We start from the raw sequence: 22,653 nt of genomic DNA, 5'->3' as shown, positions 1-22,653 counted from the left end.
CAGGCTCGTGACCCTGTGAAGCGTCCCAACGTCCTTTTTCAGGAACATTCATGAAAAACCGCATCCTCATCCTGGTGGTGTTGCTCTTGTGTGCCTGTGCCCGTCCAGTATCCCGGCATGAAACGTCCGCCGACACTCTTGCAGTCACGCAGTATGGCGAGGTGCAAGGTTTTGCGGCGGCTGACGTCAAAACATGGCTTGGCATTCCTTATGCCGCGCCGCCTGTGGGCGAACTGCGCTTTCGGCGCAATCAGCCGCCTACGCCCTGGCAGGGCGTTAAAAAGTGCGTGGCCTTTGGCAACAAACCCATCCAGTACATGAACATGTTCGGGCTTGAGCGTTCGCGGGTTCCCGCCAGCGAGGATTGCCTGTACCTCAACGTATGGGCCCCGCTTAGCGCCGCCAAAGACGCCAAGCTGCCAGTATTCGTATGGATATACGGCGGCGCGTACCACATGGGCGAAGGCAGCGACCCCATGTATGACGGCGCATCCTTTGCCAGGGACGGCGTGGTATTTGTCAATTTCAACTACCGCGTCGGCCCCTTGGGTTTTTATGATTTTTCCATGTATGACAAGCGGTTTGAATCCAACTGCGGCGTTTCAGACCAGATTGCCGCCCTGCGCTGGGTGCGCGACAACATAGCCGCATTTGGCGGCGACCCGAACAACGTGACCATCGCGGGCGAATCCGCAGGCGGCACAGGCGTTTACAACATGCTGGCATCGCCCGCCGCAAAGGGGCTGTTCCAGAAGGCCATCGCGGAAAGCGGCGTCACCGGAAATACCGAATCCCGCCGCATGGTCGAGATGAACAATGCCATCTTTTTTGAAAAGCTGGACCTCAATCCGCGCACAGACATAGCCAAACTGCTGGATATGCCCGCGCAGGACATGCTTGCGGCGGCCACGTTCACGCTCAAGGAAGGCCCGCGCCGCCACCCTGGTATCTTTATGCCTGGCCCGGTCAAGGACGATCTGCTGCCCCTGCACCCGTGGGAAGCCATGGCCCAGGGCAATGCCCGCGACGTTAAAGTCATTCTTGGCACCAACCGCAACGAAGGCACGCTGTTTGCCCTGCTGGGCCTGCTGCCCAAGGACTGGCAACAGGTGGAAAAGATGTTGCGCGACAATGGCGCGGCTGCCAGTATCCCTGCGGTCTCGGAGCTGTACGCCAGCGAAAAGGGCATGAAAAAACTGACGACCCTCGCGGGCGACCGGGCCTTTGTGGTGGACATGGTCAAAAGCGCCGATGCCCAAAGCGCCTTTAGCAGCACCTACGTCTATCGTTTTGACTACGCCCCCTTGCTGCCGGAACTGTTTTTGCTGGGCGCTGCGCATTCAACGGAAATCTCCACCGCGCTTGCCACCAATGATCATCCCTTCTGGCTGCTCACGCCCGCATCGCGCCGGAAGGAGCTTACGCAGTCCATGCACGGGGCGTGGCTGAACTTTGTAAAAACGGGCAATCCCAACGGCCCCGGCGTTACGCCCCTGTGGCCGCAATACGAAGCAGGGCGGCGGCTCACCTACATTTTTGACCAGACCAACACCGTGGAATCGAATCCCCACGGCGCAGTCTATGAAGTGTGGAAAGATATTCAACTGTACCAGTAAGTTGCGTGTCGGCTTCATTGACATGAAGCGCTTGGCTTCTTACCCTCCACACGACAACAACTTTTTCACTGCTTTCACCTGCTGAAAGTTCAGGAGGCACACATGACCGAAGCCAATACCCAGACCGGCGCCGATTTTTCGCCGGATGTGGACAATATACCTGAAGATTGCGTTCTTGAGCCGCTTCACGAGCGCCGCTATCTTGTGGGCAAGCGCTTGCTTGAGTGGAATGGCCCCGTGCATACCGTGCATTCGCCCCTGTATGTGAACGGTGAGCAACGCGTCATCGGCTCCTGCCCGGAACTGACCGAGGCGGAATCTCTGGAGGCTGTGGAAGCCGTAACCAAGGCGTGGGACAATGGACGAGGCGCGTGGCCCACCATGCGCGTGGAAGACCGCATTGCCCGCGTGGAAGAATTTGCCCGCCGCATGCTGGCTGTGCGCGATCAGGTGGTGCGCCTGATGGTGTGGGAAATCTGCAAGCCGCTCAACGATTGCCGGGCGGAATTTGACCGCACCATCGACTACATCCGCGCCACTGTGGATGCCCTTAAAGACCTCGACCGGGCGTCCTCCCGATTTGTGATCGAGAGTGGCATTTACGCCCAGATCCGCCGCGCGCCTCTGGGGCCGGTGCTGTGCATGGGGCCGTTCAACTATCCGCTCAATGAAACCTTTACGACACTTATTCCGGCCCTGATCATGGGCAACCCGGTCATCGTCAAAACGCCCCGCATCGGCAAGCTGCTTTATGCGCCCCTGCTTGAGGCCTTTGCCGACTGCTTCCCCGCCGGGGTGGTGAACATCCTCTTTGGCGACAGGCGCGTGGCCATTCCCGCGCTGGAATCGGGCCGCATCAGCGTACTGGCCTTTATTGGTTCAAGCCGTGCTGCCGATGCCCTGCGCCGTCACCATCCCTCGCCCCACAGGCTGCGTTGCGTGCTGGGGCTGGACGCCAAGAATGCCGCCATTGTGCTGCCCTGCGCCGACATGGATTTAACTGTATCCGAGGCCGTGACCGGGGCGCTGAGCTTTAACGGGCAACGCTGCACGGCCCTGAAGATCTTTTACGTCCACGCCTCGCGCACCGAGGAATTTCTGGCAAAATTCAGCGAGGCCATTGCCGCCCTGCCCATGGGCCTGCCCTGGAAGCCGGGGGTCAAAATCACCCCACTGCCCGTGCCCGGCAAGATAGACGCCCTCCGTGAACTGGTGGACGAAGCTGTTGCCAAGGGCGCGCGCATTGCCAACCCGCGCGGCGGCACCTTTAACCGCACCCTGTATCATCCTACGCTGGTTGCGGGCGTCACCGCAGGCATGCGCCTGCACACGGAAGAACAGTTTGCCCCTGTGGTGCCAGTAGTTTCGTACAACGACGTGTCGGAAGCCGCAGAGGCGGTGATAGCCTCGCCCTTCGGTCAGCAGGCCAGCATATTCGGCACTGATCCCGATGCCGTGGCCGCGCTCATCGACCCCATGGTCAATCAGGTATGCCGCGTCAACATCAACAGCCAATGCCAGCGCGGGCCGGATACCTTCCCCTTCACAGGCCGCAAGGACTCTGCGGAGGGCACGCTCTCTGTCAGCGACGCGCTGCGCGCCTTCTCCATCCGCACACTGGTGGCTGCCAAGGGTTCCGCACCCAACAAGGAACTGATTTCCGACATCGTGCGCAACAGAAAATCCAACTTCCTGTCCACGGATTTTCTGTTCTAGATGCTGGAATTGCTGGAGAACCACCCCTTGAAGTAATACATGAAAGGCCGTTTGCGACCGGCTCCGACAAGTGGACAGGTCAATAAACGGCATGCGCCTACTCAAGCGGCCAGCTTTTTCCAAAATTTTATCGGGGAGAGCTGGCCGCGCCTTTTTTGAAATCTCTCTGTGTTGTAAAGCAGCAGAGCAGTAAAGCCGCATAATACCCCTTGTGGTCTGCTGGCCTTGGAGCATATGCTCAACGTGACCCAAAAGCCTAGCTGCTGTGCGGTCTGGCTGGCTTTTCAAACAGAGTAACCCACAGGAGGGTTCCATGACCTTTTCTGCTAACTCATTGAAAATTCTTTTGGCTACCGGGCTTCTGCTGGTCGGCACTGCGGTTGCGGCTCAGGATAGCGCTGGTGCGGGGCAGGAGATGTACAACAAGCTGTGCTCGGGCTGTCATTCGGCCACCCCTGCCGCAATGAAGGGTAAACCTGTAGATGCGCTGGTGGCGGGCATGGAAAGGGTCAAGAACCTGAGCAATGCCGCAGGCGCCGCAGCCCGTATGCAACAGACGGTGCAGGGCTTGAGTCCCGCGCAGATGAAGGATATTGCATCGTATCTTAACCAGATGAATTAACAGTAATCGCAGCAAAGCATCAGGCTGATATTCTGACAGCCCGGCATAGTGACCGGGGCTGCTCTGGTGTATCGGCAAAATTGCGCTTGCAATGTGCTGAATAACAGGGCATATTGCTGGCTGTGCTGCGCTGTTTCGGGCAGTTAGCTCAGTTGGTTGAGCACCGCCCTTACAAGGCGGGGGCCACAGGTTCAAGTCCTGTACTGCCCACCAAATATGAAAGGGGTTATCCTTAATGGATAGCCCCTTTTTTATTTCAGGCAAGAATATCCACATAACACATTAAATTAACTATAAATCACTTCAAATTAAGCATTGTTGCGCATACGTTTGATTTATTATCGACTGCCCATCAAGCATTGCACTTCAAATAGTTTGCATGCACTGCGTAATAGCCCTTCGCAACGCCAATCCATCTTCTCCAGTTCAAAAAAATTGTAACGTGTGCTGCAAGAACGACAATTGCTTCCGATCATCTTTTTTTAACACTCTGTTTTTATTATTTTTTTACACCATTACTATTCGAAATATTTATAAGTACAGCAAATAAAAACAACTAAAACAATTGACCAATATTTATTTATTATTTATTAAAATATATATTTTTTAGTCATTAAATATAATATTTGATTAAGCCCAAACAAATGTTCCACCAAAGGGCGCAGGCAACAACGCTGAGCGGCGCGCGAATAAGCCGGTGCGTTGCCCCACGCTGGGCCAATGACGGCCCCCGTGCAGATTTCACCAGCAAGCAGGAGGTGCGTCATGGCATTATCACCGCTCAACAGTCTGGTTCCGATAACTGGCTCCTTACTCTCATCTCTGAAAGAATCCTCCCGCACAGAAGTGGAACAAAACGCGGCGCTGACTGCTGGTGATTCTGTGGAGTTTTCCATGCGGGCGGAGCAGGTATTGGGCCAACGCAATAACGCAACAAAGACTGCAACTGACACCCCTGCCCCAACGCTCACGTCAGAAAAAACAACGGTTCAGGGCGACAGCGTGACAATCTCGCAAATGGGTAAGGAAGCCCTGAAAGCTTCTCAGGCGGGAAGTCCTGCCTCAGAACAAGTGGCAACAACGGCCACAGGCCAGACCGCAGACTCATCAGCCAAATCGGCTAAAAATGTTCTTGCCACCGCTACGCTTAATTCCGGCGCAACAGTTTCCATCACTGCCAGCGCCTATGCCAATGGCGAAGAAAAACCCTTTTATCTTGCGCCAGATCAAAAAATTACCGCCGAAATCACCAAGGCAGACGGCAGCACACAAACCTTGGCTATCAAGGCCAACACGGTCATCAGCGAAGATGATCAGGGGAACCTGCTTGTGTGGTCCGGGGCAGAAAAAAAAGGCAATGATTACTTTGATGATAACTTTATGAGAATAGAGCCCACCGAGATTTTGCAGGGAACCAACGGCAACGATGTGATTATCAATCTCAATGGGGTTGATGAAATCCATGCAGGCACGGGCAATGACACGGTCATTTCTTTTGATTATGCAAATAAGGTTGATCTGGGTGAAGGCGATAATACCCTGAAAGCGCAGGGCGGAGGCATCAGCCTCATATCGGCGGGAAACGGCAATAACAAGCTTGTTGATGTTGGTGCAGGGAAGATTTCTTTCGGTGATGGCAACAATTCTATTTCTGGTGGAGGAGCAAACTTCATCAATCTAGGTGATGGCAACAATTCTATTTCTGGTGGAGGAGCAAACTTCATCAATCTAGGTGATGGCAACAATTCTGTTGATGTTGCATTTGGTCATCACATAGAAGCCGGAAACGGCAATAATAATATTGTAACTGGCACAACGAAATCTATCACTGCTGGCAATGGCGATAACACTGTTAGGGTCACAAAAGTTACACAAGATGATTTTTCCCCTTTGATAGCACAAAGCGAGTACCAACCTGTTATCCAGCTTGGCGACGGCAATAACAAGGTTGAATCTGAAGCTGTAAATATTCTTAGCACTGGCAATGGTAATAACACGGTCAAACTCAACAGCCATGCTGCCACTTTTCATGGCGATTATTTGACTGGTGTGCGACAAAAAATTCAGCTTGGCGATGGCAATAATACTCTGATTGCAAACTACGCCTCAGACGTTACTCTTGGCAATGGTGACAACCGCATATCTGGAAATACCATTCAAAACCTGACCGCAGGGAATGGAAACAACAGTTTTGATGTGGGCTTTCTTATGGATGCTGGCGAATGGAAGATGGGCGATGGGAAAAACAATATCCATATTGCCTTGCAAAATGGCTCTATCAAAACGGGAGATGGAGATAACACCATTGTTATTGACGAAATCCTCAGCGCAAACCGCATCATTACGGGGGCAGGAAACGACAGTGTCCATATCCACAGTGATGCCATCGGCTTGTATATCAATCTCGGCAACGGCGACAACCAGTTTACCGTTGACGGCAACGCAGCTCTTCTTGAGTATATAGGCGGCAACGGCAAGGACGATGTGACCATTGAGGGCTTTCTTGCCCGTAGTTCAATTTCGGCTGGTAGTGGCGATAACACACTGGTTATCAAGGGCTTCATACTCGACAGTCAGATATTTACCGGACAAGGCAACAATACCTTGAACTTGAACAAGCTTGTGATTGACAGCACGGTCAACGGTGATACTGACGCCAATGTTTCTGAAGAGGAAAAGAATGCTGCGCGGGATACCGTGGCCCGATTCCTGGCTCGCTGGAAAGGCACTGCCACAATTCAATCTACCAGAGTGTAATATAGTTACCTCAAAAAGTCGCGAATAAGCTTTGCCACGCCATCTGCAAGGCCAGGGGAAAGCATGCTTTGATGTGTGCCCCCAGTCCAGCGGAGGGTGATGTTTTTTTCAGGCAAACAGCGGCTCCAACCCTGATATTGGTCATTAAAATCAATGTAAGGATTACTGGCAAAATCCAGCGCGCGAATATACAGAATACGCAGATCAGACGGCGTTGGGTTGTCATAACGTGCTGCGGCAATGGCATTGAGCCTGTAAGTCTGCAACAGGTTTTCCATATGCGCGGGGCTGAAATTGGGCGGCAGTAATCCGGCTTTTTCGCCGCATTCCACCAGATACGCCATTCTTTCAGCCCGGTTCATGGCCCGCAGCTTTTCCACATCAAAGGCCAGCGCTTCCGCGAGCTGGTTTTTCAGCAGTTCCACATCGTCCTTGGCTGCAAGCTGCTTGTCCCTTGTGTTGTCGAGCACTGTGTCCAAAATCAAAATCGGGCCTGGTTCGCCCCCGCGCGCTGCATACAGGCAGGCCGCCTCATAGGCCAGGAGGCCGCCGAAACTCCAGCCTCCAAAAACAATGTTCTCCGTGGCTACCTTAAGGATTTCATCAAGATAAATCGCGGCCAAATCCTGAACCCTGTACAGCTCTGTATTCAGAGCAGTTTTTTCAGCCTGAAAGCCCGCAGGCTCCACAGCATAGAGGGTGTAGCGACCATCCAGCAGTCGGGCCAGATCGCTGTAGCAAAACACGCTGCCCCCCACAGGATGAAACAGGAAGAGATTTTTTCCACCTTCACTATGACAAAGTTTGATGATGGGGCTAGTGCGGGTGCCGGTTTTGCCTTCTACAAGTTCAGCCAACCGCGCAATGCTGGAATGGGCCATCAGCTCGTTGACGGCAATATGGACGCGCAACTCTTTTTCAATCATGGCAACAAGACGCACGGCCATGATGCTGTGCCCGCCAATGCTGAAAAAGCTGGCCTCCGCATCACATACATCCATGCCCAGCAGCCGCTTCCAGATGGCGGCAAGCGTCTGCTCCACAGCCCCTTGCGGGCAGCGCCCTGCAACGGCCTCGGCCCTGCCCAGCGGGGACGGCAGCGCCCTTTTATCCACCTTGCGGTTGGGCGAGAGGGGCAGCTCCACCATCGGCACAATATAATCCGGCACGCAAAAGGGCGGCAACTGCTGCTCAAGATAGCTGCGCAAATCCGCTGGATTCACAGCACCCACCACATAGGCAGCGAGACTTTTGTCGTTGCCAGCCTGATAAAAGTCCGCCGCCACGGCCACCTGCCGCACACCAGGGAAACTCCCCACGGCCTTTTCCACCTCGCCGATCTCGACCCGGTTGCCCCTGATCTTGACCTGCTGATCCTCCCGGCCCCGGTAATAGACAAGTCCGTTCTGGATAAAGCCATTGTCGCCAGTGCGATAGCAGCGCCGCCCGGCATATTCGGTAAAAGCACCGGCACTCTCGCCATTCAGATACCCGCGCGAAACGCCCGCTCCCGCGATCCATAGTTCACCGGCAACTGAGTCCGGCACCGGGCGCTGATGTTTATCCAGCACAAAAATACTCACGCCTTCAAGCGGCCTGCCAATGGGAAAGGCAGTAAAATCAGCATAATTGGCGCGGTCAATGCGAAAGGCGCTGCTGTCTACCGTGCACTCTGTGGGGCCGTACACATTGAACAGCACCACATCTTCATTGCCGGGTATGGCATAAAAGTTCTGAATGACATCTGGCCGCAGCACCTCGCCCGCCAGCAGCAGGCGTTTGAGCGGCAGGGGCTGGCAGTGCTCCTGCAAATAGTCCACCAGCACATTAAAAAAGGCCGGGGTCATGTCGCACAGGTCAATACCCCTCTTGCGGGCAGCGGCGCAGAATGCCGCAGGATTTTTGCGTTCCTCGTCTGCCATGACATACAGAGGTTTGCCGCAAAACAGCGAAACCGCCAGTTGCTGGATGGACGCATCAAACGAGAGCGGCGCAACCAGGCCCACAGTGCCGCACCCATCTGAAAATTCCCACAGGGCATGGATTATGTGCAGGAGGTGACGGTGATCCACCACAACGCCCTTGGGCTGCCCTGTGGAACCGCTGGTGTAGACAATATAGGCGGCTGCGTCCGGCCTGACCGCTGCAAGCGGGGCTACGGGGCAGGCCTCCAGATCCTTCAAGCCAAAGCTCTCACGCAGGGCTTTGGTACCGTGTGCTTTGGTATCGTGGGCGATCCTGAAAATCTGCAGGTCATAGCGAAAGGCATCCGCCTGACCATTGCCAGAGGGCGCAGAGGCCGCAATGGGTGAAAATTTCACTTCAACAGGATATGGGCATTCTGCCGCCCAGGCACTAAAGAAACGCCGTGGCACAAACAGCTCTGCCGAGCCCTCAAAACGCAGCAAGGCCGATTGATCGCCTGTGGCAAGAGCATGTTCCCTGATGGTTGCCCGCAGGTCGTCCTTGCGGTCCATATCACGCACAGCGCCCACAAAAATGCTGCCGCCCGCCGTGAGGCGTTCTACAGCGTGGTCAAGCACCCTGCGCAGATAATTGTAACCGGGAAAGCAATCCACAACGCCGTTGAGCACCACAAGGTCAAAACGCTCGTCTTCAAAAAAGCAGATGTCTATGGCTTCCATGCGGTGGATGCTCACGGAAGCGCCGCAGGGCAAGGCCTGCATCCTGTCCAGTTCATTTCGGGCTATGTCTACCGCTACGTACCGACTGGCGGCAGAGGCCAGCGCCTGCGCCATCACGCCCGAGCCGCTGCCGATATCAAGCACGCTTTTACCCCTGCCCTGTGTATTTCCTGGGGGGCTGCCGGGGGCGCGATTGGAGGCAAGACCCGTTTTTTGCAGCAGGCTGTCTGCCATCCTGCAAAGTTGCGCCAGATCAAGGGGGCGGGCGTCCACATCGTCCAGCCACCCCCGGTCGCTGCCCGGCTCTGCAAGGTGCTCCCAGTATTCCGTGCTGCTCAGACCGCCACTTTCCAGAGCATCCGCAAAGGATGGCGCATCCAGACAAAGCACGTGGGCAATGTTGGGGTTACGGTAGCGATGGTATTCTGCCTGGGGCAGTGAAGCTCTGTCCGTCACCAGCAACCGCACGGGCCTGAGCATGGCTTCCTGCCGGGGGCGCGGCAGTTCGCGCTCCACGGGAACATACACCGCACCGGCCCGCATGATGCCAATGGCGGCGGCAAGATACATGGCCCCCCGCTCGCACAGCACCCCTACTGCCGCTTCCGGCCCATAGTTTTGCGCCAGTACAAAGGCGGCTATGCGCGCGGAAAAATCCTTCAGTTCCCTGAAGTTCAGGCTTTTGCCGCCACCAGAAATGGCGATATAATCCGGATTCTCTTCCGCGACAGAGCAAAACAGGGCTTCAAAGCTGGCCCATCTGCCAGGCAAGCCAGACAAACTGGATGAACACGGTATGGCATGGCCAGCAGCGGAGAGGTTCGAAGGCAACGCGGCTGGTTGTCCTTCGGCAGCAGCTCCCGCCGGATTCTGCGCCGCCGCCTTGCTTCTGGGCATCCCAAAGGTGATGTCGGCAATCTTCATTGTGCGTTTTCCTCAATACCTTCCAGAAAGCTTATCTGTTACTTAAGCTAGTCCTGCGCCATCGCAAAAGCCACTTTCGGGGGGAATTGTGGTTACAACGCAGTATGATTGCGCTATCTTTATTATGCACAAAACAAAACAGTGCCGCCCCAGTTGATCGGGGGCGATGACCGACTTTATTCCTTTTTTTCTCTAAGACAGGAACAGTATTTTTTCAATGGATTAGCTCGTGGAGCGGATAATCAAAAGCACATATAACGTAAATCGGTAGAGGAGAACGACAAGTCCAATGGCATGGATGAATCATGCAAACAGCCGCTAAAATTCCAGGCCACAACTGAAGCCGCCGAAGCAGGAAGAACTCTGAGATCGAAATAACTCCGCTCCAAGCTCAACCTGAGCAAAAAAACCACTGGTATGGCTCGCCCGCACACTGCTATGAATCAGCATGGCATCCCGGCCCGGCATATCTGACCGGCTTTCAAAACCAGGACTGTATCCCTTGAATCTGGCGCTGCTGCTGAACGTTCCCTCAAGCCAGTCATGCCGCCAGCCTGCCAGAGTATCCCATGCGAGCGTTGTGCCATTATCCAGGGTGCGGGCAAGATTTGCATGCGCCCCCAAGACTGACGAGAGATTGTTGTAAGTGGCGGCATCAACCCTGAGTGCTGAGGCCCCGGAGCCGCCCTCGGTAAATCCCGGCCTGGAACTCAGGCTATATTCCAGCCATGTCAGAGGGCCAGCTTCCACGCCGCCCCAGGAGGTTGCCCAGTTCCAGTCCTTGCCGCCGCCAGCAAGCGTATCTGCTGTCAGGCCCGTCCATCTGCTGCTGTGATTGCGCGCATAGCCATTGAAGTTGACGGCCCGCTGCATCTGCACATCCTCAAAGCCCACGCGGGCCATGCCCATCACATAGGCACCATCCCACCAGCGAGGCTTGAACAGCGCGTGCCCGCCAACAGATGCGGCCAGAGTTTCCGCCCTTGCCTCGCCCGCACTATGGATTTCCGTGCGGCGGCCTGCGAGCGCCACATCAAATCCTGCTGTCAGTCCGCTCTCCCACAGGCGGTCAACACCAAGGGCCGACCCCGCACCAGACGCCGTAAAGCCCGCTGAGCCGCCATTGGCGTTCATGTTGCTGTAGCTGCCAAAGGGCAGCGCCCATGCCTGCCAGCCAGCAGCTTCATCACCGCTGGACACGCCAGTGCCGTTCACGCCTTGCGGGCCGCTGGCCCCCAAGAAGCGCCGCACCATAAGCAGGTTAAGTTGCCGCTGCGCTTCAAGCCCGGCCCGAGCCACGGCATCATAGCTGTTGGGGCTCAACTGCTCCATTGCCGGAGCAATGCCGCTGCCGGATGCATCGCTCCAGTCCAGAGCCTGAAACAGGTTTTGCATGTCGCCTGTTGCCTGCCCTGCTATCTGGTAAAGAGCGCGTCCAACACGGCTTGTGGTGGTACTGTCGGCATAGCGGCTGTACGCGTTTGATGCACGTTGCTGGCCCAATAATGCCGCCCCGAGGCCATTGCTTGACGCGACGCTGAAATTCAATGTTGGCGAAGAAGAACTAACCCCAACGCTGTTAAATGCGCCTGTGGAGCTTGTTGCCTGCACACTGTTCATACTTATTGAATAGTTTTCTGCATAAAATCCCGGCGAAGGAGAAAACCGCAGGGCTCCGTCAAGAGTTGCAGAGTTTGCACTGAGCACAGAATATTGATTATTGGAATTGAAACCGATTTGCAGCGTGCCCTGACCTGACTGGGTGTAATTATTTACCGTGAGCGTCAGGCCGCGATAGCCCGGAGCAACAGTGCCGTAATTGACGACTTTCTTCTGTATTACCCCATCACCCAGCAATACACCGCCCTGACGCACGAGCACATCGCTGTTTTGCAGTACGCCGCCAGTGCCGTCTGCCCTTTTGCTCACGGCCAGGCCTCCGCCGTCAACCACGGTAGCCCCGGAATAGCTATTGATGCCGCTGAGAACCAATAGGCCCGCACCCGTTTTACGCAAGCCCACGTCCTTGCCGCGCAGGGCCGTGGCGTCCGCCCCGGCCAGAAAACTGGCATGATGGTAGGCATCACTCCACTGGCGCTGGCTGATATCATTGCTGAATTCGGCGAAGTAGCCCTTGGTGTCAAACGTTTCAAGCGCGTAATTGCCAGGGCCCAATTCAGGCAACGCCACCACATCCGAGGCCGACATACGGTTGGCATCCAGCCGGGCGATGCCGCGCACGGCCTTGCCCGCATCCAGCAATCCCTGCCCAAATACTTCTTCTCTGGTCAGGTTGTTCACTGCTTTATCGCCCTGATCAACAAGATATTTTAAAGCAACTGCCGTTGCGCCTTGATAAACTTCTCCAATCCACTGCTTGATTGTCACATCATTCGGAGCAGGAACACTGTTATCTATAATAGTAATAACAACCTTATTGGGATTGCCATAACTATCAACTGAGTATTGAACAAGGTGCGTTGGCGCTACAAAAGTATTATCCGCCGTGGTCAATACAGCATCAGCCAGCTGTTTACCGGTCATCCAGGGAAAAGCCTGCGCCACCAGACCCACAGTGCCGCTCACATAGGGCGCTGCCATGCTGGTGCCGCTGGCCAGCATATAGCCGTTGGTAGTGGCATTGAGCGAATTGATATAGCTGCCGGGAGCCGCAACGGTCCAAAGAGAGGCTTTGCTCCCCAGGTTACTGAAATAACTGACCCCAGACGGACCAATGGTGCGTGTTCCGTCCGTCGCTGTAGTGATTCCGGCAATATTAAGGGAAACCACGCTGATCCAGCCTTTCAGATCCGGCACATAACGCGGCATCATGCCCTCGACACTGGGAGCTATCATGGTGCTGTTGCCAGCGGCAAACACAACGACCTTGTCGTACTCCTCACTGAGCTTGCAGAGCGCTTTGATCGCATTATCCTGGGCAGATATGATATCTGCGGGAATATCTTTGGCAGGGTCAAGCGAGGGGTAAAAATCCGCACCCCAACTGTTGTTGATGACGCGAATTTCTGGATACGCAGCAAAGAGGCTCAACAAATCAGGCGTCACAAGATTTTCGGTGCTCCCGTACGCTCCCCCAAGCATGGCTGCCGAAACAAGGTTGGCGTCAAAAGCCACACCGTGCATGCCAACACCATTTCGCATGGCTGCCATGATGCCCGCCACATGACTGCCATGCTTATCGTATGCCCAGTTTGGCACGTATTCCTGCCCCGTGGTCTCATCAAGCGGCAAGTCCATCATTATGACTTTTCCAGCCAGCTCAGGGTGGTCGCCGCGTACGGAAGAGTCAATTATACCCAGCGTGGTGCCAGCCCCGGTATATCCCAGAGCGTATGCATCGGCAGCGTGAATGAAATCCAACCCTGTGCTTTTCCAGTATTCATTGGTTTTAAAACTGTCAGCGCTCGCTGCATTGATATGAACGGGTATACTTAACGTACACAGAAACAGAAGGAGAATCTGAAACAACGCAGGACAAAAACGCATCCAATATCCGCAGAAATAATGACCCATGAATGCTCCGGCAAGGCTAAGTGAAATTTTTTGTCCTTTTAGGTGTTGCGAGAATTCGCACCTTACTTCAGGTTCATGCCGTTGACTGATTGGTTTTCAGATGGGGCGGCAGAATACTTGCCCCATCGTCGATGACACTTACTATCAAAAATATCTTTTTATTTAAATAGATTATTTTTTACAATTTTTTTTCTGCTTCCTGTTTGAAACGAGACGACTTTTTGCGGATGATCACTCTGCCCTGAAAACAACACTGTTCAATTTTTGCACTGCCTTCAAACTAACCGAGGGGTTCCGGACCATTCCGCAACCCCTCTTTCATATCCTGCCCCGCGCACAAATAACTGTGGCAAAACAGCAGGATTATCCCTCATACGCGCCGTCGAGCGCGTCAGGGACGCACAAGTATCTTGATGTTTTCGTCCTTGTTGTTGATCAGCTCAAGAAAGCCCTTTTCCATGATGTCCTTCAGCTCGATCTTACCGGTAATCAGGTTTTCCGCCTTGATGACGCCCTTGGCCATGAGCGCAGCAAGGCCCTTGAAATCCTCAATGGTGTAGGCCAGCGTACCCATGACCTTTTTGTCCGTGCCGCTGAGGCTGAAAAAGTTGAAAGAGCTGGGTTCTTCAAAAATACCCACAATAATGGCCGTTCCGGTGTTGCGCAGCACATCTATGGCCAGCGGCCCTGTGTGCTTGTTGCCGATGCACTCAAAGGAAACATCGGCCCCGGAGCCGCCTGTCAGTTCTTTCACCTTTGCAACAGGGTCGCATTCCTTGGGGTTCACCACAATGTCCGCCCCGCACTCCATTGCTTTGGCAATGCGCGCACGGGACATTTCAAGCACAATAATCTTGCCCGCGCCAGCGGCTTTGGCAGCCATAATGGTGCCTAGGCCTATGGTTCCCGCGCCAAGCACCACCACATTGAGTCCCAAAATGCTACCAGCCATCCGCACGGCCTTAAAGCCGGTGGCCAAGGGTTCCATGACTGCTCCGGCCTCGGACGAAACACCCTCTGGCATGATAAAACACAATTCCGCAGGCACATTCACATAGGGAGCGAATGCGCCGTCATTGTGCAAACCCGTAAAGGCAAGCTTTTCACAAACATTGTAACGCCCTTCGCGGCAAGGTTGACACTCGCCGCAGTGCTGGCAGGCATCTGGTGCAACCATGTCGCCTACCTTCACATTGGCAACGCCGCTGCCTACCGCCACAACCTTGCCGCTGAACTCGTGCCCGAGAATGACGCTCCCCTGCTTGCCCGTAAGCGGATGCGGGGCCTCGGTGGGAATAAATATGGGGCCAGCCAGGTACTCGTGCAGATCCGAGCCGCAGATGCCGCACCAATCGACCTTGACCTGAACCCAACCGGGAGCCGGAGCGGGGGGAACGGGTACAGTTTCAACGCGGATGTCTTTTTTGCCGTGCCAAACTGCCGCCTGCATGGTTTCCGCCATAACTGCCTCGCTTGTTAGATGTTGAATCCGAATGCTTTCTTCTTTGCACAGGTCATGCCGCAAAATCCGCGCCAGTAGCGGATGAGCGGACATACCCGGCAGACCGTGGCCTTGCTCAATCGAGAAAATTTGCACATGCAGACAGGTATACCGGAGCCACTGACAGTGTTCTGAAGTGGAACAAGGAAAGACTATGGTGGACGGAAGTGGAACAGAGAGATCAACAGGTCGCGAGGCGGTAAACGCAATTGGCTGCCACACAAAAGACCGCCCATTTCTGGGCGGTCTTCAGAAGGAACGGGATTGAGAGGGTTATCCGTTCTTCATTTCAACTATGAGCCGCTGTAGTGCCTGGGACTGCTGCGCAAGGTCAGCTACCGCTGTAGATGCCTGCTCCATTGCCTGAGCTGTTTCAGCAGAAATAGTAGCTACCTGCTCCACAGAATGGTTAATTTCCTCACTAGCAGCGGATTGTTGTTCACTGGCGGTTGCAATAGATTGCACCTGGTCATTTACCATGTGAACAAATTCCAGAATCTGCTTGAGCGATTCGCCGGACTTGGCCGATAGCTTTGCGGCTTCTTCAATGGACACGCCAGCCTGCTCTACGTTGTGGATATTCTTGCGCGTCCCCTCCTGAATACCCAATATTGTTTGTCCCACTTCCTGGGTAGCGGTCATGGTCTTTTCAGCAAGCTTGCGTACTTCATCGGCAACCACAGCAAAACCGCGTCCGGCATCACCAGCCCGAGCGGCTTCAATGGCAGCATTGAGAGCCAGCAAATTGGTCTGATCAGCGATATCGGCTATTATTCCCATAACTTGCCCAATTCCCTCAGCCTGCCGACCTAGAGCGTTCATATCCTCTTTAATTGCAAGTGATTGCGTTTCAACTGTTTCGATACTGCGCACCGCATTATTTACTATTTGAGAGCAATCTTGAGCTTTTTGGCGTGCTTGGTGAGAAATATTGGCTGCCTCCTGCGCATTGCGCGCGACTTCAAGGATAGTGGCATTCATCTCTTCCATAGCTGCAGCTGTTTCTCGTACTCGACCTGACTGCTCATCTGCCCCCCGGCTGGACTGCCCAATCCGAGAGGAGAGTTCTTCGGATGCGGAGGATACCACCTGAACAACACCCTCAAGTTGCCGCGCAGCCTGAAGCATACCTTCTGCCTTGGCGCGTTCAGCTTTTCGCGTAGCTTCTTCTGCCAGCCCTGTAGCTTCTTGCGCAGCCTTCGCCAGATGGTAAGCGTCCTGACTTTTTTCTTCTGCCTCGCGGATCTTGTCCTTCATTGCTTGCACCATTTGCTGCAAGACCTTGTAAACCCCGCCAGCTTTCCTTTGTGCCCGAAAGGTAACGTTAAGGTCGCCATTAGCGATGGATCCCGCTACTTGCGCGAGATAGCCAGGATCTTCGCCGAGCTGATTCATGATGCTACGGGTCAATAGCACACCAAGGCCAATGGAAAAAAACAGGCAGGCAGCCAGTATGCCATAAATATACATGCTGGTTGTTGCTGCCAGCTCCTTGTTGCTGTCGGCCAGTATTTTTGCATAGTGGATTTTTGTAGTCACAAGATTGTCCATGATCTTCTGGTAGTTGCCAGCAGCAGGAACGACCTCGTTGATAAGTAATGCTCTAGCCTCTAGATACTTATTGTCCAGAACCTTGCTGATCATTTTATTCGCAGTCTGTTCATAGGTGGCAGAAGCCTGCTTGAATTCGTTGATAATTGCTACACCTTCGGCAGAGATGAGCGAGTTCTCAACAAAAGCTATCCTTTCATGGAGATACGAACGAATTCTATTTATCTCCTCTATCTGTTGCGGAATATCTTTAAGATGTTCATTATTGGCAAGTTCACGCACAATAATACGCATCTTATAATAATTCTCCACAATGGAAATAAGGTCTTTCATTGGGGCAGTAGCTTTTTCATAAAGCCTTGAATCGGCAGATTCCAAGATTACTATTTTTGAAATTGCCAACATTCCAACTGCAAGGGTAATAAGTGAAGTAACAAGAAATCCTGAAAGAAGCTTCTGTTGAAGGGTAAGATGCCTAATCATGATAGTTCCTTAAGCCAGAAAAGGATGTTAGGACATACAATAGGCAGCTAACAATAACTACCTGCATGATGAAAGCCATACAGAAATTTTGTAGCAACCTTCACACCTAGTAAAAAAGAGCAACATTGGAGCTTATTTTTACCTTACATTTACAATCAAGACTTGAAAAATATTATTTTTTGATGCAATATACATATATTGTATATGTATATATTTTTAGATAGTTAGACAAAAACAAGCAGCACTGGACAACACAAAATATCGTTTCATGCAATAATTTAAGTAGAATATTAAAATAAAATTCATATAAGCAATATTAGTGATAAAAATACTGCATATAAAATCATTAACACAATATAAACAGGTATATCACAATGGAATTGAAACACCTTCGATACTTTCTTGTCACTGCTACAGAAAAAAATATTTCAAGATCTGCAAAACTACTTCACACTTCTCAGCCTTCAGTAAGCAGAATCATTCAAGAGGCAGAAAATGAGATTGGCACACCACTGTTCATTCGCACTGCTAATGGCGTAGAGGTAACACTTGCAGGAGAAAGACTATTCAAGCATGCTAGTCATGTAGTTTCAATTATGGACAAGGGACTAATAGATATCCGTCGAAGCGTTGAGCCTCTTCAAAAAATAAAACTAGGGTTTATTGCCAGCACCCTTTTATTTGATTTACTTGAATTATTGCGAAGCAGGCAGTACGATGTAAGCATGCTCGAATGTCATGAAAACAATTTTCACAACCAAGTACAGTCCGTACTTAACAATACAATTGATATTGGTATAATTGGAACAGAAGATGACACCCAGATTGATGGTCTTTGCATTGAAAAATTTAAAACTCTCAAACTATTTGCGGTGATGGCCTCAACCCACCGCCTCTCTGGACGAAAATCCGTATGTTTGAACGACCTGCAGAATGAAAAATTTATTGCCCTGTCTGATCCTTTTTTCAAAAATTTCACAAGAACAGACTACAACATTACCACTCAGGCAGGCTTCACTCCCGAAATAGCCTACGAGGCTTCTGGCTTAATTTCTGCTTTGGCTACGGTTTCTACCGGAGCCTGCATTGGGCTGCTCCCTCGGGGCATCTTGCCCTCAACCACCCCCGGCTTTATTTATGTCCCCTTACAAGGCGAGGAACTCTACATACACGCATCCTGCATTTACCGTAAAGGTGACAGCAGAAAGGCAATTACTGATCTTATCAGCATCGTCAAAAGAAATTATACAAGCACTCCACTATAAGGAAACAATACCTGCAATTAATATTGACCAATTTACACTAATCGATAATCAAACAGAAATTAGATGCAGTCCAATTTCTGCAACTTGAATAAAAACATTCCCGACTAGTAGTCTGCACCCCATCACGTAGACAGTTAATAATGCTCCAGTGGCAATGATTAAAGCGGCTAGTTTTCCCGGTATTCTACTGGGGAAAGCTAACGGGGACTCCATACAAAAAAAGGCCTGCTCCAAACCGCATGCCCCATAAATGGGACTCAGGTTAAGAGCAGGCCGGATTGTGGCAATCTGGCAATACTATGAAGGGTTAACCATCGGGAACAATCTTGCGCAACTTGGCGTACAGGGTGTTGCGGCCAATGCCCAGCGCCTTGGCGGCCTGAAGCATGTTGCCATTATAATGCTTCAAAGCGCAGCGGATAACCTTGGCCTCCTGATTGTCCAGGTTAAAATCTGTCATTCCGGGCAGGGCCGCCACGGCTTGCCCATCTGGTTGCCCGCTGGCTGCATTGGTTCCACCAGCACAGGACTGCAAATGCGCAGGCAGGTGTGCGGGCAAAATACAGCCGCCCTGCGCCATGTTGACGGCAAATTCCACGCTGTGCACAAGCTGACGCACATTTCCGGGCCAATCGTAATCTTCCATCACGCGCAAAGCCTCGGCAGAAAATCCGCCAAAGGGGTGCCCATAGGTGCGGCACAGGCGTTTGCAATGGTATTCCGCAATAACGGCTATATCTTCCCTGCGCTCGCGCAAAGGGGGAATCTCCAGCGCGAGCACGTGGATACGATAAAAGAGATCTTCACGAAACGCACCCGAAGCCATCAGCTCGTCAAGATTGCGGTTGGTGGCCGTGACCAGCCTGAAATCGACCATTCTGGTTTGCTTGCCGCCAACCCTTGTTACACAGCGGTCTTCCAGGGGCCGCAGCAGGTTGACCTGCATTTCCAGGGGCATTTCAGAAATTTCATCCAGAAACAGAGTTCCCTTGTCGGCCAGTTCAAACTTGCCGGGGCGGCCCTTTTCCACTGCTCCGGTAAAGGCCCCCCGTTCGTAGCCAAAAAGTTCGCTCTGGATAAGCTCACGCGGTAAAGCCCCGCAGTTTACCGCCACAAAAGGCCCTTCGGAACATCGGCTGGCCTTGTGGATGGCCTGGGCAAACAGTTCCTTGCCCGTGCCCGTTTCGCCCAGCAACAAAACCGCCGCAGGGCTTTTGGCCATATGTCGCGCCTGCTCCACCGTGCGGGACATTTTTTCGCTGCGGTAAACAATCTCGCCAAACGGACGTGTGCCTTCTCGGCGCGGTATATGCGGCACGGGGGCAATAGGCGCGGGACGGGCTTCCACTCCGGCCTGAAGGGTCACAAGGGTGTAGCGCGCTTCTGACTGGCCTGTCATGAAGGGCATGGCGCAGGCCGTAATGGCCGGGTTGGTCAGGCAGCGCAGGGGAACTCCCTCGGGCTGACTGCTCTTTTCCGTCTGCTGGAGCGCATACAGAGTGTAGTCAAAAAACGCCTCGGCGCGTCCGCCGCGCACATCGCCGCTAAAGCCCAACAGACGCTCTGCCTGGGCATTGGCATAGGTGATGATCCCACCCTCATCCACCATCAACACGCCAATGGGCATGGAACTGAAGAGCGTGCTGAGCAGTGTGCGGGATTTGTTCTCCATGCTGCTGAGAGAGGCATTGAGCAACAGACGTTCAATCTCGCGGGCCGCACCAACAGCCAGCCACAATGCCTGACGGTGGTCGGCGCTGGTTGGCCCAGAAATATCAAAACAACCCCACAGTTGCCCAAAGGGCGTGAAAATGGGCGCGGCAGAACACCCCCAGGCCTGATGACTGCTGCAAAAATGTTCCTCGCCCATAACCTGCGCGGGCATGCCGTCAGAAAGGGCCAGGCTTATGGCGTTGGTGCCCACGCTTTTTTCTGACCATACAGCACCGGGCCCAAAGTAAAGCTGGTCTGCCTGAAGCAATACATCTTTGTTGCCGCAGGTGCGCAGCAACCGGCCATTGGCCTCGGATACAGTCATGAGCAGGCCTTTTTCCTTGATCTGCTCATACACCTGACGTTCCACGCCAGCCGCCAGTTCCGCGTATACTTCGGCCTGCGCGTTGATCTGGCTCATGGGCGTAAATTCCGCGCACTTGGGCAGCAGCGGGTCCACCCCAAGATCGCGGCAACGCATCCACGAGGCCGCTATGGGCCTGGGCAGGCTGTCGTCAACAATCTTACCGGTTCTTATAAAGGATTCCCAGGTTTCCCGCCGATTCGCTCTTGGTGCGCCGCTATAGCTGTTGAACAAAAACCCCGAGCGGTTGACGCCTTCCGCCATCAGGGGTTCCTGCCGCATTTCAAAGACATCGCCATTTCTTTGCAGAACATACATGACTTATCTCCCGGACGCGCACGCCCTTTCAACAAGCATGCCGGTTCGCTGGCCTTTCCACTTCAAAAAGGCCATCTGCCCCACTTCTGAATAATGCGACCCCGCAGCTTTGTTTTAAGCAATAGCACCGTCCGTGAAAAAATGGAATAGCTCTTTGCGCATGGCTACATTCATATTATATCCTAAAAACAACTCCATGAATTTTTTATATATTGTAGTGTATCATAACTGGCCTGACAGAACATTACTATGTTCGATTTTGGAACACTATCAAATACAGGCATAAAGTATTTTTTAAATTATTCATTGATTATTACCTGTTATAAAGTGGTATCAGAGTTGCAATCCAGTAGGCATAAACGCGTGCGCCACATCGGCGCAAGGAGGTAGCGGATGGCCTACGAAGTGCAGATGCCCAAATGGGGCCTCACCATGAAAACAGGCAAGATTGCGCGCTGGCTTGTGGCCGAAGGCGGTGCGGTGGCAGTGGGGCAACCCCTGCTGGAAGTGGAAACAGACAAAATCACCAACGTGGTTGAGTCTCCGGCTGGCGGCGTTCTTTTGCAGATTGTCAGCCCGCAGGGCGAGGTTGTTCCGGTCATGCAGGTTATCGGCATTATCGGCGAATCGGGCGAGGCTGTGGCCGCCCCGGTCTCGCAAAGTGCTGATGCGCCCGCCAGCCACGCCGCCTCTGCGGCTTCCGGGGCCAAAAGCCAGATATCGGCAGCTCAGGCCAGTACGGCGCAAGGAGAAGTCCGCGCCATGCCCGCAGCCCGCAAGGCCGCCAAGGAGCTTGGCGTTGATCTGGCAACGGTTACAGGCACAGGCCGAGATGGCGTTATTACAGAAAAGGATGTTCGCGCCGCTCACGAAGCAGCCGCAAATGCTCCCGCTCCGACCAGCGCCGCCCTGGCGCAACCCTGCTCCGCCCCTGATGCTGATGCGGACGAAGTCATCCCCATGGACGGCCTGCGCAAGCTCATAGCCGACAACATGCAGGCCAGCCTGCAAAACGCGGCGCAACTGACCGTTTTTGTGGAAGCCGACGTTACTGAAATGGTTGCCCTGCGTGACACCATGCTGGGCCGCAACAAAAAAGATCCGGAATACCGCCTCTCGTTCAACGACATCATCGCCTTTGCCGTGTGCCGCGCACTCAGACAGCACCCCGTCATGAACACCACCCTGCAGGCAGACGGCGTCCACATGCACAAACATGTGAACCTTGGCATCGCCGTTTCGCTCGATACGGGCCTCATTGTTCCCAACGTCAAGAATGCGGACACCTACAGCCTTGAAGAACTCAAGGCCAAGGTGCGCGACGCAGCCAGCCGCGCCCGCAAGGGCGGCCTCTCCATGGACGAGATTTCCGGCGGCACCTTTACCATTTCCAACGTGAGCATGCTTGGCGTGGACGGCTTCACCCCCATTCTCAACCCGCCGGAGACAGGCATCCTCGGTGTTGGCCGCGTGGTGGAAAAACCGGGAGTTTTTGAGGGCCAGGTGTGCGTACGCAAGATGATGACCCTTTCCCTCACCTTCAACCACATGGTCACCGATGGCGGCCCGGCCATGAGTTTCCTGCGCACCCTTGCGGACATGCTTGAACAGCCCGTGCGCATGCTGGGCTAGTCAGCGGAGGAA

Annotated in this window: 11 protein-coding genes and 1 tRNA gene; 7 read left to right on the top strand and 5 right to left on the bottom strand. The window is 53.5% G+C overall.

Annotated elements, in window-relative coordinates:
* Positions 1 to 50 precede the first annotated feature (50 nt).
* From JMF94_RS05910 to JMF94_RS05890, 5 genes are all read left to right on the top strand, one after another.
* Positions 51 to 1,616 carry a carboxylesterase/lipase family protein gene (locus JMF94_RS05910; protein ID WP_240824253.1) on the top strand — a complete coding sequence of 522 codons (1,566 nt, stop codon included), beginning with the start codon at positions 51 to 53 and terminating at the stop codon, positions 1,614 to 1,616.
* A 102-nt stretch (positions 1,617 to 1,718) separates the two neighbouring features.
* A complete protein-coding gene (locus tag JMF94_RS05905; RefSeq protein ID WP_240824252.1) occupies positions 1,719 to 3,332 on the top strand; it encodes an aldehyde dehydrogenase family protein in 1,614 nt (537 codons plus the stop codon).
* Between the two features lie 313 nt (positions 3,333 to 3,645).
* The gene (locus tag JMF94_RS05900) at positions 3,646 to 3,954 is read left to right on the top strand and encodes a cytochrome C (protein WP_240824251.1); all 309 of its coding nucleotides are present in this window, start codon (positions 3,646 to 3,648) and stop codon (positions 3,952 to 3,954) included.
* Between the two features lie 137 nt (positions 3,955 to 4,091).
* Positions 4,092 to 4,167: transfer RNA gene (locus tag JMF94_RS05895), tRNA-Val, on the top strand.
* A 552-nt stretch (positions 4,168 to 4,719) separates the two neighbouring features.
* The gene (locus tag JMF94_RS05890) at positions 4,720 to 6,711 is read left to right on the top strand and encodes a hypothetical protein (RefSeq protein ID WP_240824250.1); all 1,992 of its coding nucleotides are present in this window, start codon (positions 4,720 to 4,722) and stop codon (positions 6,709 to 6,711) included.
* A gap of 5 nt (positions 6,712 to 6,716) precedes the next feature.
* Here JMF94_RS05890 and JMF94_RS05885 read toward each other — a convergent pair whose 3' ends face one another.
* The 4 genes from JMF94_RS05885 to JMF94_RS05870 form a co-directional block, all read right to left on the bottom strand.
* Positions 6,717 to 10,280 carry an alpha/beta fold hydrolase gene (locus JMF94_RS05885; RefSeq protein WP_240824249.1) on the bottom strand — a complete coding sequence of 1,188 codons (3,564 nt, stop codon included), beginning with the start codon at positions 10,278 to 10,280 and terminating at the stop codon, positions 6,717 to 6,719.
* A gap of 318 nt (positions 10,281 to 10,598) precedes the next feature.
* Positions 10,599 to 13,661, bottom strand: a complete 3,063-nt coding sequence (locus JMF94_RS05880) for a S8 family serine peptidase (protein ID WP_240824248.1) — start codon at positions 13,659 to 13,661, stop codon at positions 10,599 to 10,601.
* 544 nt (positions 13,662 to 14,205) lie between these two features.
* Positions 14,206 to 15,276, bottom strand: coding sequence for a 2,3-butanediol dehydrogenase (locus JMF94_RS05875; RefSeq protein ID WP_240824247.1), 1,071 nt, complete (start codon positions 15,274 to 15,276; stop codon positions 14,206 to 14,208).
* Positions 15,277 to 15,588: 312 nt separating this feature from the next.
* Positions 15,589 to 17,349, bottom strand: a complete 1,761-nt coding sequence (locus JMF94_RS05870; protein ID WP_240824246.1) for a methyl-accepting chemotaxis protein — start codon at positions 17,347 to 17,349, stop codon at positions 15,589 to 15,591.
* 374 nt (positions 17,350 to 17,723) lie between these two features.
* On the opposite strand from JMF94_RS05870, the gene JMF94_RS05865 reads away from it, so the two are divergent.
* Positions 17,724 to 18,614, top strand: coding sequence for a LysR substrate-binding domain-containing protein (locus JMF94_RS05865; RefSeq protein ID WP_240824245.1), 891 nt, complete (start codon positions 17,724 to 17,726; stop codon positions 18,612 to 18,614).
* A 307-nt stretch (positions 18,615 to 18,921) separates the two neighbouring features.
* Here the strand turns inward: JMF94_RS05865 and JMF94_RS05860 are convergent, their stop codons facing one another.
* The gene (locus JMF94_RS05860) at positions 18,922 to 21,009 is read right to left on the bottom strand and encodes a sigma-54-dependent Fis family transcriptional regulator (RefSeq protein WP_240824244.1); all 2,088 of its coding nucleotides are present in this window, start codon (positions 21,007 to 21,009) and stop codon (positions 18,922 to 18,924) included.
* A 393-nt stretch (positions 21,010 to 21,402) separates the two neighbouring features.
* On the opposite strand from JMF94_RS05860, the gene JMF94_RS05855 reads away from it, so the two are divergent.
* Positions 21,403 to 22,641: a dihydrolipoamide acetyltransferase family protein gene (locus JMF94_RS05855; protein WP_240824243.1), complete on the top strand. Its 1,239-nt coding sequence runs from the start codon at positions 21,403 to 21,405 to the stop codon at positions 22,639 to 22,641.
* Positions 22,642 to 22,653 lie beyond the last annotated feature (12 nt).

This window comes from Desulfovibrio sp. UIB00, assembly GCF_022508225.1.
GTDB lineage: Bacteria > Desulfobacterota > Desulfovibrionia > Desulfovibrionales > Desulfovibrionaceae > Desulfovibrio.
The sequence above is the reverse complement of the archived record's forward strand: the minus strand, read 5'-3'. Positions and strand labels throughout refer to the sequence as shown.